General features: G+C 41.7%; 21 protein-coding genes and 1 pseudogene. 21 read left to right on the top strand and 1 reads right to left on the bottom strand.

Annotated features, from left to right (window positions below; genetic code table 11):
- Nucleotides 1-9 precede the first annotated feature (9 nt).
- From rpsH to rpsI, 20 genes are all read left to right on the top strand, one after another.
- Nucleotides 10-408 carry a 30S ribosomal protein S8 gene (rpsH, locus tag RCG24_RS15850; RefSeq protein WP_202655817.1) on the top strand — a complete coding sequence of 133 codons (399 nt, stop codon included), beginning with the start codon at nucleotides 10-12 and terminating at the stop codon, nucleotides 406-408.
- Between the two features lie 32 nt (nucleotides 409-440).
- On the top strand, nucleotides 441-977 hold the full coding sequence (gene rplF / locus RCG24_RS15845; RefSeq protein WP_202655818.1) for a 50S ribosomal protein L6: 537 nt from the start codon (nucleotides 441-443) through the stop codon (nucleotides 975-977).
- 32 nt (nucleotides 978-1,009) lie between these two features.
- Nucleotides 1,010-1,372, top strand: a complete 363-nt coding sequence (rplR, locus tag RCG24_RS15840; protein ID WP_202655819.1) for a 50S ribosomal protein L18 — start codon at nucleotides 1,010-1,012, stop codon at nucleotides 1,370-1,372.
- Between the two features lie 25 nt (nucleotides 1,373-1,397).
- The gene (rpsE, locus tag RCG24_RS15835; RefSeq protein ID WP_202655820.1) at nucleotides 1,398-1,898 is read left to right on the top strand and encodes a 30S ribosomal protein S5; all 501 of its coding nucleotides are present in this window, start codon (nucleotides 1,398-1,400) and stop codon (nucleotides 1,896-1,898) included.
- 13 nt (nucleotides 1,899-1,911) lie between these two features.
- Nucleotides 1,912-2,094, top strand: coding sequence for a 50S ribosomal protein L30 (rpmD, locus tag RCG24_RS15830; protein ID WP_308077474.1), 183 nt, complete (start codon nucleotides 1,912-1,914; stop codon nucleotides 2,092-2,094).
- Nucleotides 2,095-2,126: 32 nt separating this feature from the next.
- Nucleotides 2,127-2,567, top strand: coding sequence for a 50S ribosomal protein L15 (rplO, locus tag RCG24_RS15825; protein WP_202655822.1), 441 nt, complete (start codon nucleotides 2,127-2,129; stop codon nucleotides 2,565-2,567).
- The gene (gene secY / locus RCG24_RS15820; RefSeq protein WP_308077473.1) at nucleotides 2,567-3,862 is read left to right on the top strand and encodes a preprotein translocase subunit SecY; all 1,296 of its coding nucleotides are present in this window, start codon (nucleotides 2,567-2,569) and stop codon (nucleotides 3,860-3,862) included. The genes rplO and secY overlap by 1 nt, the downstream gene beginning before the upstream one ends.
- 66 nt (nucleotides 3,863-3,928) lie before the next feature.
- Complete coding sequence (locus RCG24_RS15815) at nucleotides 3,929-4,579, top strand: adenylate kinase (RefSeq protein WP_308077472.1); 651 nt, start codon at nucleotides 3,929-3,931, stop codon at nucleotides 4,577-4,579.
- A gap of 288 nt (nucleotides 4,580-4,867) precedes the next feature.
- Nucleotides 4,868-5,086 carry a translation initiation factor IF-1 gene (gene infA / locus RCG24_RS15810; RefSeq protein ID WP_007085268.1) on the top strand — a complete coding sequence of 73 codons (219 nt, stop codon included), beginning with the start codon at nucleotides 4,868-4,870 and terminating at the stop codon, nucleotides 5,084-5,086.
- Nucleotides 5,087-5,122: 36 nt separating this feature from the next.
- The gene (gene rpmJ / locus RCG24_RS15805) at nucleotides 5,123-5,236 is read left to right on the top strand and encodes a 50S ribosomal protein L36 (RefSeq protein ID WP_000868344.1); all 114 of its coding nucleotides are present in this window, start codon (nucleotides 5,123-5,125) and stop codon (nucleotides 5,234-5,236) included.
- Nucleotides 5,237-5,260: 24 nt separating this feature from the next.
- On the top strand, nucleotides 5,261-5,626 hold the full coding sequence (rpsM, locus tag RCG24_RS15800; protein ID WP_202655825.1) for a 30S ribosomal protein S13: 366 nt from the start codon (nucleotides 5,261-5,263) through the stop codon (nucleotides 5,624-5,626).
- A 21-nt stretch (nucleotides 5,627-5,647) separates the two neighbouring features.
- A complete protein-coding gene (rpsK, locus tag RCG24_RS15795) occupies nucleotides 5,648-6,037 on the top strand; it encodes a 30S ribosomal protein S11 (protein ID WP_308077471.1) in 390 nt (129 codons plus the stop codon).
- A 178-nt stretch (nucleotides 6,038-6,215) separates the two neighbouring features.
- The gene (locus RCG24_RS15790) at nucleotides 6,216-7,160 is read left to right on the top strand and encodes a DNA-directed RNA polymerase subunit alpha (RefSeq protein WP_202655827.1); all 945 of its coding nucleotides are present in this window, start codon (nucleotides 6,216-6,218) and stop codon (nucleotides 7,158-7,160) included.
- Between the two features lie 74 nt (nucleotides 7,161-7,234).
- Nucleotides 7,235-7,597: a 50S ribosomal protein L17 gene (gene rplQ / locus RCG24_RS15785; RefSeq protein WP_202655828.1), complete on the top strand. Its 363-nt coding sequence runs from the start codon at nucleotides 7,235-7,237 to the stop codon at nucleotides 7,595-7,597.
- A 509-nt stretch (nucleotides 7,598-8,106) separates the two neighbouring features.
- Nucleotides 8,107-8,946, top strand: a complete 840-nt coding sequence (locus tag RCG24_RS15780; protein WP_308077470.1) for an energy-coupling factor ABC transporter ATP-binding protein — start codon at nucleotides 8,107-8,109, stop codon at nucleotides 8,944-8,946.
- A complete protein-coding gene (locus RCG24_RS15775; protein WP_308077469.1) occupies nucleotides 8,922-9,791 on the top strand; it encodes an energy-coupling factor ABC transporter ATP-binding protein in 870 nt (289 codons plus the stop codon). The genes RCG24_RS15780 and RCG24_RS15775 overlap by 25 nt, the downstream gene beginning before the upstream one ends.
- Entirely contained in the window at nucleotides 9,788-10,585 is a 798-nt protein-coding gene (locus RCG24_RS15770; RefSeq protein WP_308077468.1) for an energy-coupling factor transporter transmembrane component T family protein, read from the top strand. Before RCG24_RS15775 ends, RCG24_RS15770 begins: the two co-directional genes overlap by 4 nt.
- Before the next feature lie 12 nt (nucleotides 10,586-10,597).
- A complete protein-coding gene (gene truA, locus RCG24_RS15765) occupies nucleotides 10,598-11,350 on the top strand; it encodes a tRNA pseudouridine(38-40) synthase TruA (RefSeq protein ID WP_308077467.1) in 753 nt (250 codons plus the stop codon).
- A gap of 262 nt (nucleotides 11,351-11,612) precedes the next feature.
- Nucleotides 11,613-12,050 carry a 50S ribosomal protein L13 gene (rplM, locus tag RCG24_RS15760; protein WP_202655833.1) on the top strand — a complete coding sequence of 146 codons (438 nt, stop codon included), beginning with the start codon at nucleotides 11,613-11,615 and terminating at the stop codon, nucleotides 12,048-12,050.
- Nucleotides 12,051-12,069: 19 nt separating this feature from the next.
- Nucleotides 12,070-12,462: a 30S ribosomal protein S9 gene (gene rpsI, locus RCG24_RS15755; protein ID WP_042353680.1), complete on the top strand. Its 393-nt coding sequence runs from the start codon at nucleotides 12,070-12,072 to the stop codon at nucleotides 12,460-12,462.
- A 154-nt stretch (nucleotides 12,463-12,616) separates the two neighbouring features.
- Here rpsI and RCG24_RS21345 read toward each other — a convergent pair.
- Nucleotides 12,617-13,604, bottom strand: a pseudogene (locus RCG24_RS21345) (DUF4855 domain-containing protein).
- Between the two features lie 160 nt (nucleotides 13,605-13,764).
- Between RCG24_RS21345 and RCG24_RS15740 the strand changes: the two are divergent.
- The gene (locus RCG24_RS15740) at nucleotides 13,765-14,748 is read left to right on the top strand and encodes a glycosyltransferase family 4 protein (RefSeq protein ID WP_202655836.1); all 984 of its coding nucleotides are present in this window, start codon (nucleotides 13,765-13,767) and stop codon (nucleotides 14,746-14,748) included.
- Nucleotides 14,749-14,767: the final 19 nt, after the last annotated feature.

The following is a 14,767-nucleotide window of genomic DNA, read 5'->3' as shown; positions in this document are numbered from 1 at the left end:
GTAAAAATAATGGTCATGACAGATCCGATTGCAGATATGCTTACTCGTATTCGCAACGCGAATATGGTACGTCACGAAAAATTAGAAGTACCTGCTTCTAATATTAAAAAAGAAATCGCCGAAATCTTAAAACGTGAAGGTTTCGTACGTGATGTTGAATATATCGATGACAATAAACAAGGAATTATCCGTATCTTCTTAAAGTACGGTGCAAATAATGAACGTGTTATTACTGGCTTGAAGCGCATTAGCAAGCCTGGCCTGCGGGTTTATGCTAAATCAAATGAGGTACCACGTGTCCTAAATGGTCTGGGTATTGCGCTTGTATCAACTTCACAAGGTGTTTTAACCGATAAAGAAGCTCGGGCAAAACAAATCGGTGGCGAAGTATTAGCTTACGTTTGGTAAGTCGAGTTTTTGAATGAATGGAGGTGCACTAAATGTCTCGCGTAGGAAAAAAACCTATTGAAATTCCGGCAGGTGTAACAGTTTCTTTAAACAATCATACTGTTACCGTAAAAGGCCCAAAAGGCGAGCTTACTCGCTCTTTCAATCCGGAAATTACTATTAATATTGAAGAAAACATCGTTACAGTTACTCGTCCTTCAGATTCAAAAGAACACCGCACATTACATGGAACAACTCGTGCGCTCTTAGCGAACATGGTTGAGGGTGTTTCTAAAGGATTCGAGAAAAGTCTAGAACTAATCGGGGTTGGATACCGTGCTCAAAAACAAGGTAAAAAGCTTGTATTGAACGTTGGTTATTCACATCCTGTAGAAATGGAACCAGAAACTGGCCTGGAAATTGAAGTACCATCCAATACAAAGGTTACGGTAAAAGGTACCGATAAAGAACGTGTTGGTGCATTGGCAGCCAATATTCGTGCGGTTCGTCCTCCAGAGCCTTATAAAGGCAAAGGAATTCGCTATGAAGGTGAATATGTACGCCGCAAAGAAGGTAAAACAGGTAAGTAATGCCGCATAGGTAAACGAAAGGAGTGACGTAAATGATTACGAAGCTAGATAAAAACGCTGTTCGCCGTAAAAGACATGCTCGTGTACGCGCGAAATTAAGCGGAACTTCAGCTCGTCCACGTCTAAATGTGTTTCGTTCAAATAAGCATATTTATGCTCAGTTAATCGATGACAGCAAAGGAGTTACTTTAGCAAGTGCTTCTACACTAGATAAAGAGCTTAACCTTGAGTCTTCAAGCAATATCGAAGCAGCTAAAAAAGTCGGAGAATTAGTTGCAAAACGTGCGGTGGAAAAAGGTATTACAGCTGTTGTGTTTGACCGTGGAGGATACCTATACCATGGACGTATTCAAGCATTAGCCGATGCTGCACGCGAAAACGGCTTACAATTTTAATAGACAAAGGAGGGACTAAAGAAACATGCGTCGTATTGATCCAAACAAGCTTGAACTAGAAGAACGCGTAGTTACGGTTAACCGTGTTGCGAAGGTTGTAAAAGGTGGACGTCGTTTCCGTTTCTCTGCACTTGTTGTAGTCGGAGACAGAAACGGTCATGTCGGTTTCGGAACCGGTAAAGCACAGGAAGTTCCTGATGCAATTCGTAAAGCAATTGAAGATGCCAAGAAAAATCTTATTGAAGTACCAATGGTTGGAACGACTGTTCCTCACGAAGTAGTTGGACGGTTTGGAGCTGGAGAAGTCTTGTTAAAACCGGCTGCAGAAGGTACCGGAGTTATTGCAGGTGGCCCAGTTCGTGCGGTTCTTGAATTAGCTGGGGTTCAGGATATCCTTTCCAAATCTCAAGGAACAAATACACCAATTAACGTAATTCGTGCAACCATTCAAGGACTAACACAATTAAAACGTGCTGAAGACGTAGCGAAATTACGTGGTAAATCAGTAGAAGAACTGTTAGGATAAGGAGGGAAATCAAATGGCAAATAAACTTGTAATTACCCTCAAGCGTAGCGTGATCGGTCGTCCGCAGGACCAACGCGAAACAGTTAAAGCACTGGGCTTACGTAAATTAAATCAAACAGTTGAGCATCAAGATAATGCAGCCATTCGCGGCATGATCAATAAAGTTGCTCACCTTGTAACTGTTAAAGAACAATAATCGAACGTTGTTTTTCATAAGGAGGTGCCGAAATGAAACTTCATGAATTAAAACCTGCAGAAGGTTCACGTCAGGAACGTAAACGTAAAGGACGCGGTATTGGCTCAGGTAATGGGAAAACTGCCGGTAAAGGTCATAAAGGTCAAAAGGCCCGTTCTGGCGGTGGAGTCCGCATTGGCTTTGAAGGTGGCCAAACACCTTTAGCCCGTCGTTTACCGAAACGGGGCTTTACGAATATTAGCCGTAAAGAGTACGCCATTGTGAACCTTGATGTGTTAAACCGTTTTGAAGAAGGTACAGAAGTAACTCCAGAACTTCTGATTGAAACGGGTGTCGTAAGTAACGAAAAATCAGGAATTAAAATTCTTGCAAAAGGGAACGTAGAGAAAAAGTTGACTGTCAAAGCTCACAAATTCTCCTCTGCTGCTAAAGAAGCGATTGAAGCTGCCGGTGGAACTACCGAGGTGATCTAATGTTCCAAACACTCTCCAATTTTATGCGCGTGGGTGATATACGACGTAAGATCATATTCACCCTTTTAATGTTGGTCGTTTTCCGACTGGGTACGTTTATTCCGGTACCTAACGTAAATGCAGAGGTGCTGGCAGATCAAGATAAGTTAAGTGTTTTTGGTATATTAAACACCTTTGGCGGTGGGGCGTTAAGACAGTTTTCCATCTTTGCCATGGGTGTTATGCCATACATTACAGCTTCGATTATTATCCAGCTCCTGCAAATGGATGTAGTACCAAAGTTAACGGAGTGGTCTAAACAAGGAGAGGCGGGACGCCGTAAGACAGCCCAGCTTACCCGTTATATGACCGTAGTTCTTGGTTTTATCCAAGCTCTAGGGATGTCCTATGGCTTTAATAACTTGGCAGGCGGTCAGTTAGTTGAAAATCCTGGAATTCCTACTTATTTACTAATTGCGGTTGTATTAACAGCTGGTACAGCCTTTTTAATGTGGCTGGGTGAGCAAATAACAGAGAAAGGTGTTGGAAATGGTATTTCCATCATCATTTTTGCTGGGATTGTTGCAGGTATTCCCAATGTTTTAAACCAAATTTATGTTCAACAATTTGAGAATGCTGGAGAAGCATTATTCATCCGTATTGTAACCATGTTGGTCATCGCATTAGTAATTATTGCTATTTTTGTTGGAGTTATTTTCATTCAACAAGCAACACGTAAAATTCCGATTCAATATGCAAAACGGATGGCAGTAGGACGGAATCCGGTTGGCGGTCAATCGACCCATATGCCGTTAAAGGTAAATGCAGCTGGCGTTATTCCAGTTATCTTTGCTGTCTCCTTTCTTGTAACACCAAGAACGATTGCCTCATTCTTTCCACAAAATAGTGTAACGCTGTGGATTATGAAGGTATTTGATTACTCTCACCCGATCGGGATGGCCATATATGCTGCCTTAATTATCGCGTTTACTTATTTTTATGCTTTTATTCAAGTTAATCCTGAGCAAGCAGCGGAAAACTTACAAAAGCAAAGTGGCTATATCCCAGGTATTCGTCCTGGTAAAAGCACACAGGAATATTTAACACGCGTCTTATATCGTTTAACATTTGTCGGAGCGCTTTTCCTTACGGTGATTGCAGTGCTTCCGGTCTTCTTTATTAAGATTGCCAACCTGCCACAATCTGCACAAATCGGCGGAACAAGTCTGCTCATTGTAGTCGGGGTTGCTCTGGAAACATATAAGCAGCTTGAGGCACAATTAGTTAAACGTCATTATAAAGGTTTTATTAAGTAACAGGTGAACGGGTTCCTCACACAGAGGACCCAATCAACCTACTTTAGAGCACGAGGGGGAACACGTGTGAATTTAGTATTAATGGGGCTTCCAGGTGCCGGTAAAGGTACGCAGGCAGAACAAATCGTTGAAAAATACGGCATCCCTCATATCTCAACAGGAGATATGTTCCGTGCAGCGATGAAAGAGGGAACAGCGTTAGGATTACAAGCAAAGTCATTCATGGACAAAGGTGAACTGGTCCCGGATGAAGTTACGATTGGGATTGTCCGTGAACGGCTCAGTAAAGAAGACTGTAAGCAAGGCTTCTTGCTGGATGGTTTTCCGAGAACCGTACCTCAGGCAGAGGCGTTGGAAACTCTGTTACAAGAGTTGGGTAAAAAAATTGATTATGTCATTAATATTAATGTTGATAAAAGTATTTTAATGGAGCGTTTGACTGGACGGAGGATCTGTAAGAGCTGTGGTGCTACCTATCATTTAGTATTTAACCCTCCGGCAAAAGAGGGCATTTGTGACCGTTGTGGCGGAGAGCTTTATCAACGGGCTGATGATAATGCGGATACTGTTCAAAACAGATTAGATGTCAATATCAAACAACAAGAACCATTATTGACTTTCTATGAAGCAAAAGGATATTTACGCAACATTGATGGTCAGCAGGATATTAAAAAAGTTTTTGCTGATATCGAAGAATTGTTGAGGGTTATCAGTTAATGTTCAACCCGATAAATCCTGGCATGCGACTCTCGATTATCTCCCTAAAGATTTGATAGTATGTGAAAGCAATTGGCTTTTCTATTGTCCTAAGAATATAGGACCGAGAGTTGGGCAAGAATGACATGAGGATAATATTCCTTCATTAAGTAAAATTTACTTGCGGACAAATAACGTATAGTATGGTAAACTGGAAAGGTTGCTAACAACTTACGAATGGGAAGACCCGCTTTACATTACTAGTCTTAATGAACCGCTTATTTCCAAATGAGAAGGGAGACGAGACCGATGGCCAAAGATGATGTCATTGAAATTGAAGGTAAAGTGATTGAAACTTTGCCAAACGCGATGTTTAAGGTAGAATTAGAAAATGGTCATACAGTGCTGGCTCATGTTTCCGGAAAAATTCGAATGCACTTTATTCGTATTCTTCCTGGTGATAAGGTCACTGTTGAGCTTTCTCCATATGACTTAACACGCGGAAGAATTACGTACCGCTTTAAATAATCGCTTGCACTCCGTACTATTAAGGAGGTTAGGATAATGAAAGTAAGACCATCTGTTAAACCGATCTGCGAAAAGTGTAAAGTTATCCGTAGACGCGGAAAAGTTATGGTTATCTGTGAAAACCCTAAACATAAACAAAAACAAGGATAAACTCGAGGGAGGTGCACATTCTAAATGGCACGTATTGCTGGTGTAGATATTCCACGTGAAAAACGTGTAGTAATCTCATTAACTTACATTTATGGTATTGGTAAAAATACCGCGCAAAAAATCTTAGCGGAAGCTGGCGTTTCAGAAGATACACGTGTACGTGATTTAACGGAAAGTGAACTTGATAAAATCCGTGATATTGTCGACCACTTAAAAGTTGAAGGTGATCTTCGTCGTGAAGTTTCTCTTAACATTAAGCGCTTGATGGAAATTGGCTGCTATCGTGGCTTACGTCATCGCCGCGGCTTACCGGTTCGTGGACAAAATACGAAAAACAATGCTCGTACACGCAAAGGTCCTCGTAAGACTGTAGCGAACAAGAAGAAGTAATCGGCAAAGGAGGTAAATGAAATGGCACGTAAAACAAATACACGTAAACGTCGTGTAAAAAAGAATATTGAATCAGGTGTTGCACACATCCGTTCAACTTTCAATAATACAATTGTAACCATCACTGATGTACATGGAAATGCGATTTCATGGTCAAGTGCAGGGGCGCTTGGATTTAAAGGCTCTCGTAAGTCTACTCCATTTGCCGCACAAATGGCTGCAGAAACAGCTGCAAAGGCATCGATGGAGCATGGAATGAAAACTTTAGAAGTAACGGTTAAAGGACCTGGTGCAGGACGTGAAGCTGCTATTCGTGCACTTCAAGCTGCTGGTCTTGAAGTTACCGCTATTAAAGATGTTACACCTGTTCCACATAACGGCTGCCGTCCGCCAAAACGTCGTTGTGTATAATTTTTCTGTATAGAATTTATATCACCTGTCTATAATGGGATATGATATGAATTTATGTAAACTTTATACAGAAGACTTATTCCAGTTGTTGTGCTTAAAAACGGGAACATATACATGGGGGAATTTCGATTAGCAACTGTCTAATTGAGGTTTCGACGTTTTGAAGGAGGGTTAATGGATGATCGAAATAGAAAAACCAAAAATCGAAACGGTTGAGATCAGCGATGATGCCAAATACGGTAAGTTCGTCGTAGAGCCACTAGAGCGTGGATATGGTACCACTTTGGGTAACTCCTTACGTCGTATCCTTTTATCTTCACTGCCTGGTGCCGCTGTTACCGCGATTCAGGTCGATGGGGTACTTCATGAGTTCTCAACAATTGAAGGCGTCGTAGAGGATGTAACTTCCATTATCTTAAACATCAAAAAAATAGCTTTAAAAATCTATTCTGACGAAGAAAAAACATTGGAGATTGATATGCAAGGTCCTGGTCCGGTCCTAGCAGGGAACATTACCCATGATAGTGACGTTGAGATCTTAAATCCAGACCTTCATATTGCAACATTAGCGGCAAATGGGCATCTCCGTATGCGGTTAACAGCCAGACGGGGCCGTGGTTATACACCTGCTGATCAAAATAAACGTGAAGACCAGCCAATTGGTGTGATTCCGATTGATTCCATTTATACGCCTGTTTCTCGTGTGTCTTATCAGGTAGAGAACACTCGTGTAGGACAACTGTCGAATTACGACAAGCTTACACTTGATGTGTGGACAGATGGAAGCACTGGACCTAAGGAAGCAATTGCTCTTGGTTCAAAAATTTTAACGGAGCATTTAAATATCTTCGTCGGCTTAACGGATGAAGCACAAAATGCTGAAATCATGATTGAAAAAGAAGAAGATCAAAAAGAAAAAGTTCTCGAAATGACCATTGAGGAACTTGATCTTTCCGTTCGTTCATATAACTGCTTAAAACGTGCTGGCATTAATACGGTTCAGGAATTGGCCAACAAAACTGAAGAAGATATGATGAAAGTACGGAATTTAGGCCGTAAATCACTTGAAGAAGTGAAGGCAAAACTAGAAGAGCTTGGATTAGGCTTGCGTAAAGACGATTAGTCCGTTTTTTGAATACTAAGGATTTTTACCTAAGCGATCCGTTTTAATGACTTCAACAAAGGAGGGAACCCTTCATGGCATACAGAAAGCTAGGACGCACAAGTGCACAAAGAAAAGCAATGCTGCGTGATTTAACAACCGATTTAATTATCAATGAGCGCATTGAAACAACAGAAACACGTGCCAAAGAATTACGTTCAACTGTTGAGAAAATGATTACGCTTGGAAAACGTGGTGACCTTCATGCTCGCCGTCAAGCCGCTGCTTACGTACGTAACGAAGTAGCAGATGCAGAAAATGGTCAAGACGCACTACAAAAGCTATTCTCTGATATTGCTCCACGTTACCAAGAGCGCCAAGGTGGATATACTAGAATTATGAAACTTGGACCACGCCGCGGCGATGGTGCTCCAATGGTTATTATCGAATTAGTATAAAAATCTTTTCAGACAACAAGGGCGCTGGACAGTTTTGTAACAAACTTGTTCTCTGCCCTTTTGTTGTACAGAGGCGGAGCGTCGCAATAGTATTTAAGTATAGTGGAAATGATTGAATTTCAGACTTGAATATAGGCAAGCTAAGCTCTGCTCACACCGCCTGATGAACCAGCCAAAAAGAGTGTTATGATGAGCACAACTCTGTTTTTTAGAGCTTCCGGTTTTCCATTAACCATCTGAAGAAAGGAACACCGTTCTCCTTTATTGTGACTCGTCTAGCTCATGCACCTCTTCCATTTAAAAATTTTTATACATGCAGAAGTTGCTAAGAGCACTGCCCTGGGAAGAGGTGCAGGCTTTTTTTGTATATCAGAAAGGGACGAAATATAGCAAAGTTCTATTTCTTCAAACAAATCTATGTTATTTTTATAGATAGTATACGAAATGGAGCTATAGCTTAACGTAAGCTGCCATTTAGAAAGGCAGTTGGGTTAGGGGGGAACACAGCAATGAGCAAAGCAATTGTGTCACTAAAAGAGGTGACTTTTCAATATGATGGACAGGAGCAAAATGCCCTTAATCATGTTTCCTTTGAAATATATGAGGGGGAGTGGCTGGCGATTGTTGGTCATAATGGGTCGGGAAAATCGACAATGGCAAAACTGTTAAATGGTTTGCAATTTCCCAAAGAGGGGGAAATTACTGTATCCGGTATGAAATTAGTCGAAGAAAACATTTGGGATATTCGTAAAAAGATCGGAATGGTGTTTCAAAACCCTGATAATCAATTTGTTGGAACAACTGTCCAGGATGATGTGGCTTTTGGTTTAGAAAACATGGGCATCCCCAGGGAAGAGATGGTCCATAGGGTTGAGGATTCATTAAAAAAGGTTAAAATGGATAAGTTTCTGCATCAAGAGCCGCACCATCTTTCAGGCGGACAAAAGCAGCGCGTTGCCATTGCCGGTGTCCTCGCATTAAGGCCAGCCATCATCATTTTGGATGAAGCAACATCTATGCTGGATCCAAGAGGCCGGGCAGAAGTATTAGAAACGGTCAGAACGCTAAAGGATGAAAAAGCTTTGACGGTTATTTCGATAACCCATGATTTAGAGGAGGCTGCAAAAGCTGATCGAATCATTGTGATGAATAAAGGCGAAGTTTTTCGGGAAGGCACACCTGAAGAAATTTTCTCAATGGATGAGCAATTGATTGAATTAGGATTAGATATCCCATTTTCAGTTAAAGTGATGAAAGCATTTAGAAAACAAGGAATTTCGTTAGCAAAGCATTATTTATCGGAAGAAGAGTTGGTGGAAGAGTTATGGACATTTCGCTCTCGCATGTAAATTACCGTTATCAAGCCAACACCCCATTTGAGCGGCTTGCGATCCAGGATGTATCGATTGAAATTCCCTCAGGTACATATTTGGCGATCATCGGGCATACTGGTTCCGGCAAGTCTACCGTGTTGCAGCATTTAAATGCTTTGCTGATTCCTTCTGAAGGAACCGTGACAATAGGGGACAGAGAAATTAAAGCACATCAAAAAAATAAAGACCTGCGTCCTGTTCGTCAGCGTGTTGGGATTGTCTTTCAGTTTCCGGAACATCAGCTGTTTGAGGAAACAGTCGAAAAGGACATCATTTTTGGACCCATGAATTTCGGTATTTCCGAAGCGGAGGCAAAGAAGCGGGCCCGAATTGCCTTGAAACAGGTGGGCTTAACTGAAGAAATCCTCGATAAATCTCCATTTGATTTATCGGGCGGGCAAATGCGCCGGGTGGCGATCGCAGGGGTGTTAGCAATGGATCCTGATGTGATTGTTCTCGATGAACCAACAGCTGGATTGGATCCTCGCGGGCGCAAAGAAATTATGGACATGTTTTATGCGCTTCACAATGAACGGAAGCTATCGACCATTCTGGTAACCCATAGTATGGAGGACGCCGCTAGATATGCCGATCAAATTGTCATCATGCAACAGGGAAAGGTCGTTAAACAAGGATCACCTGAAGAAATTTTCTCCGCTCCCCAGGATTTAATGCAAATGGGGCTGGATGTCCCTGAGGTAGTCCGTTTTCAACTAAAGCTAGAGGAAAAAGGGAACATCAAGCTGGAGAAGATCTTTTTATCGATTGAACAATTATCGGCGGCAGTAGCGGAGCAGTTAAGGCGGGGTGTGACATCATGATGGAAAAAATGATTTTTGGCCGTTATGTTCCTGCAGACTCGATGATTCATAAAATGGACCCGCGTTCGAAATTAACGATTATTTTTCTGTTTGTTTGTATTATCTTTATTGCAAATAATTGGCTGACTTATACCATTATTGGCGTTTATACATTTTTGATGATCGGGTTGTCGCGGATCCCCATCCGCTTCTTATATGGGGGCCTAAAGCCAGTACTATGGCTAGTAGCATTTACCTTTCTGTTACAGCTGTTTTTTACGCGGGAAGGAACCGTTGTGGTGGATTGGGGGTTCGTGAAAATCTATGCTAAAGGAATTAAGATGGGTTTCTATATCTCCTTTCGGTTTTTCTTTCTGATCTTAATGACTTCCTTATTGACATTGACAACGACCCCAATTGAAATTACCGATGGACTTGAAAGCCTGTTAAACCCATTAAAGAAACTCCGCTTTCCGGTTCATGAAATGGCGCTGATGATGTCTATTTCATTAAGGTTTATTCCAACGCTGATGCAGGAAACAGACAAAATCATGAAAGCACAGATTGCCAGAGGCGTCGAATTTGCCAGCGGGCCGCTAATGGAACGGATTAAGGCGATTATCCCACTATTGATCCCGTTGTTTGTCAGCTCGTTTAAGCGAGCCGAGGAGCTAGCGATTGCCATGGAAGCGAGGGGCTATCGCGGCGGTGAAGGTCGAACCAAATATCGCCAGTTGAGCTGGAAAACAGTTGATACCTTGCAGCTGGCTTTCCTAGCAGTGGTGACAATTATGCTAATCTATTTTCGTTCCTAATGGAGTTAAACTATGCAACGGTATAAAGCAATTATTGCCTACGATGGCACAGATTTTTTCGGGTATCAAGTCCAACCCAACAAGCGCACCGTGCAAGCGGAATTAGAAGCGGTGTTGGCGAAGATGCATAAAGGGCGTGAAGTGAAAGTATCGGCTTCAGGCCGTACGGATGCCGGCGTTCATGCCAAGGGACAGGTAATTCACTTTGACTCACCGCTATTGATCCCTGATGATAAGTGGGTCGTTGCCTTAAATTCACTGCTTCCTGACGATCTTTCCATTCTTCATGTTGAAAAGGTCAGCCCTTCCTTCCATGCCCGCTATGATGCGGTTGGGAAGGAGTATCGCTATCGGCTGCTGTTGTCAAAAAAGCGGGACCCGTTTGAACGAAAATTTTCGTATCGTTATCCTTACGCCTTGGATTTGGCGGCCATGCGGCAGGCAAGTCAGTATGTAGTTGGCCAGCCGCTAGACTTTACCAGTTTTTGCTCAGCCAAGACAGAGGTGGTCGATAAGGTACGGACAATTGAAACGATTGATTTTTTGCTCGATGACGATTTACTCACACTTCGTTTTCTGGGCAATGGCTTCTTGTACAATATGGTACGGATATTAGTCGGAACATTGCTGGAAGTAGGATCTGGTGAACGGTCTCCCGAAGATATGACGGCTATTTTAGCCAAAAAAGATCGGCGCTTTGCCGGTAAAACAGCCCCACCGCAGGGATTGTTTTTGTGGAAGGTGTTTTACGAAAAGTATGGTTAAAATAAATGAATGAAAACAACCCTACCAGGTGTAACATTTTTCTTGACAATTAGTCCCTGAATATTTATTATATAATATGTGTGTGTTTTTAATCCCACGATAAAGCCCCGGAAAGTTTTAGTCGTGATTTGAAAATATATGATCGAAAAATTAAGCTGTACAGCGGCAATGATCGTTAATTCCAAGAAACAGAATTTGACGCTCGCTGCTGGTGATAGTGCCAAAAAATAATTTTTGAGGATTTTAATTAGGAGGGAAATTCATGCGTACAACGTTTATGGCAAATGCCAACAATATCGAGCGCAAATGGTACGTTGTTGATGCAGAAGGCAAAACCCTTGGTCGTCTTGCTTCCGAAGTAGCATCAATCTTACGTGGAAAACATAAACCAACTTATACACCACATGTTGACACTGGTGATCATGTAATTATTCTAAATGCATCTAAAATTCAACTTACTGGTAATAAATTGAATGATAAAATTTACTACCGTCACAGCTTACATCCAGGCGGTTTAAAACAAAGAACGGCTCTTGAGATGCGTACGAACTATGCTGAGAAAATGCTTGAGCTTGCAGTAAAAGGCATGCTTCCAAAAAACTCTCTAGGTCGCGCAATGTTCAAAAAATTACATGTGTATGCTGGCGCAGAGCATCCACACCAAGCACAAAAACCAGAAGTTTACGAGCTTCGCGGTTAATTAAAAGGAGGGAAATCACTTGGCACAAGTTCAATATATTGGTACCGGTCGCCGTAAGAGCTCAGTTGCTCGCGTACGTTTAGTCCCAGGTACAGGTAAAATTGTTGTTAATGGTCGTGACATTGAAGAATATATCCCATTCGAAGCACTACGTGTTGTTGTAAGACAACCATTAGTAGCTACTGAAACAGTAGGAAGCTATGATGTTCTTGTCAACGTAAAAGGCGGCGGCTACACTGGTCAAGCAGGCGCAATCCGTCATGGTGTTGCCCGTGCATTACTTCAAGTAGATCCAGAATACCGTCCAACTCTAAAACGTGCAGGTTTGTTAACACGTGACCCACGTATGAAAGAACGTAAGAAGTACGGTCTTAAAGGCGCACGTAGAGCACCTCAGTTCTCAAAACGTTAATCTTCATGAAAACAATGATATATCAACGTTTACAGGCTATTTCATTTCTGGTGAAATAGCCTGTTTTTGTTTAGAAAGAAACAATCCCCAGCGGTGATAAAGACCGCCACTGGGGATTGTTTTACCGATCCTTTTATACCAGTTCGTTATATGGTTATGCCGGGAATGCCGCGGTCGGATAAACAGGAGAATAAACCTTTTTGATAAAAGAATAGAGATAGGTGTATTCATTGGGATGATTTTGATAAATCTCGCGCATGGTCTGATTCGGGAATTGAAAGACGAGAAGGCTCTTAGTCATGTACTCGTTGTAAATACCGTAATTTAAATAATCAAGCAAATGATTTTCTTTATACATCAACCCTTTTCCGAAGGTGATTTGCATGCCAATACGAAAATATTGGGCAAACACCGTAGAATTGGCAATCCAGGGAAAGTCTGGCCCGGTGGTTCCATAAAAATTTGGATGCGTACAGGTAGCGTCAAAGCCAAACTTTTTCCATTCCACGCATCCGACAGAACCATATTGTTGCAGCCATAAAGACAGTAACCCTTTTTGCCGAATATAGGTGGTCATCTTTTGCACAAGATTTTCATTCTTGGCTGTCAATGGATGCCCGCGGCCAGACAAATCCTCGAAGGGTTAATTTTTCTTGGAGATGCTTGGCCTTTTCCCATTTGCTTAAAAACCTGTTGATCCACCATGTCATCGCTAAGACTCTATGTTCTTCAATTTTAAAATTAATGGCTGCCCCTTCCACTTTACCAAAGTTTGTTTGGGTAATATTGGGATATGGGACGGTCACCCATATATCCAGCTTTTTTCCGTCTGTTGTGTTTTTTGCTGCAGCATCCAAATTATAATTTCGTAAGAAAAGTCGCTTTAATGCTAGCTTCCAATCTTCCTTTTCTACTGGTTTGCCAAAATCAGTATACATCGGGTACATAAAATGATCTTTTCTACCGCAGATTGGATTGAAGATCAATCCGCCAAACATTGAATCGATGGCAACATCATTTACTAAATAGAATTGATATGGTTTTAAATCCTCCGCTGTCCAATTACAAATCCCGCTTTCAGATTCATCTCCATAAGGAAGCACACAAAGATGATTTTGGATACCAAGTTCTTCGGCTGTCATATATTGATTTGTTGACAAATGAATTCTCACCCTTTCCTTTTGTCCTATTACAGCGTATGAGCCCTTGGAATAAATGGTGAGTCCGCACGTCCCTATTTTTTGTAATATAACTAACCAACTTATCCAATGTGAATATACTATAGCGGAAGGAGAGATGTATATGAACATTGTGCATGCCCCAACTGAAATTGCTGGGCAGATGGGGATTATTTGTAAAGAGCTGCGGAAAAAGGGACATCATGTTGCCGGATATAACTGTTTTCACACGTATTTGAATTATAAGGGAGACATTATCAATACGGATGCCTTTGAGATATTGAAGGAAATGGAGTTTCTCGTTAAGAATACGGATATTTTCCACTTTCATAATGCTAACACGTTAATGCAAGATTTCGCGGATCTTCCGCTCTTAAAAGCAAACGGGAAGAAAATGATCATGCATCACTGGGGCAGTGACGTCCGCAGTGAAGCAATGGTCAAAAAGCTGAATCCCTATCCGCTTCCGCCCACCTATTATACGGATGAAGAAATTCACAAACAGCTTACGTTTCTTTCTCAGTATATTGATACAGCCATCGTCCAAGATTATGAAACGTACCCTTACGTAAAGGATTATTACAAAAATGTCTTTATACTGCCACTTGCCTGTAATGTCGAAGAATTTGAGCCTGCGTATCCATCTGTTACAAATCATCATCCTGTCATTATTCATGCCCCAACCAATCGCGCCTTTAAAGGCTCTGACTATGTAGAAGCAGCTATGGAGCAAATTCAAGGCAAGGCACCGTTTACATTTAAAATTCTCGAAAAGATGAGTCATGAAAAAGCCATCGCTGAGTATAAGAATGCAGATATTATTATTGATCAGCTGCTCTGTGGAACATATGGCATGTTCAGTGTTGAGGCAATGGCGATGGGGAAACCGGTCGTCGCATTCATTAGAGATGATGTCCGCAGTAAGTTTCCTGACGAACTGCCCATTGTCCAGGCAACTCCGGAAACTCTTGCTGATGTACTACTTGAATTAATTCAAGACCCACAGCGGCGCTATCAACTTGGAGTAGCCGGTAGAAAATATGTGGAAACCTATCATTCGGGTGAAAAAATAGCAAGCGAGCTTTTATCCATTTACCAGCAGCTTTGATAGTGAAAGTGAAGCGTTA

Source organism: Neobacillus sp. OS1-32, assembly GCF_030915425.1.
Taxonomy (GTDB): domain Bacteria; phylum Bacillota; class Bacilli; order Bacillales; family Cytobacillaceae; genus Neobacillus; species Neobacillus paridis.
This window is presented reverse-complemented; position numbering and strand designations above follow the sequence as displayed.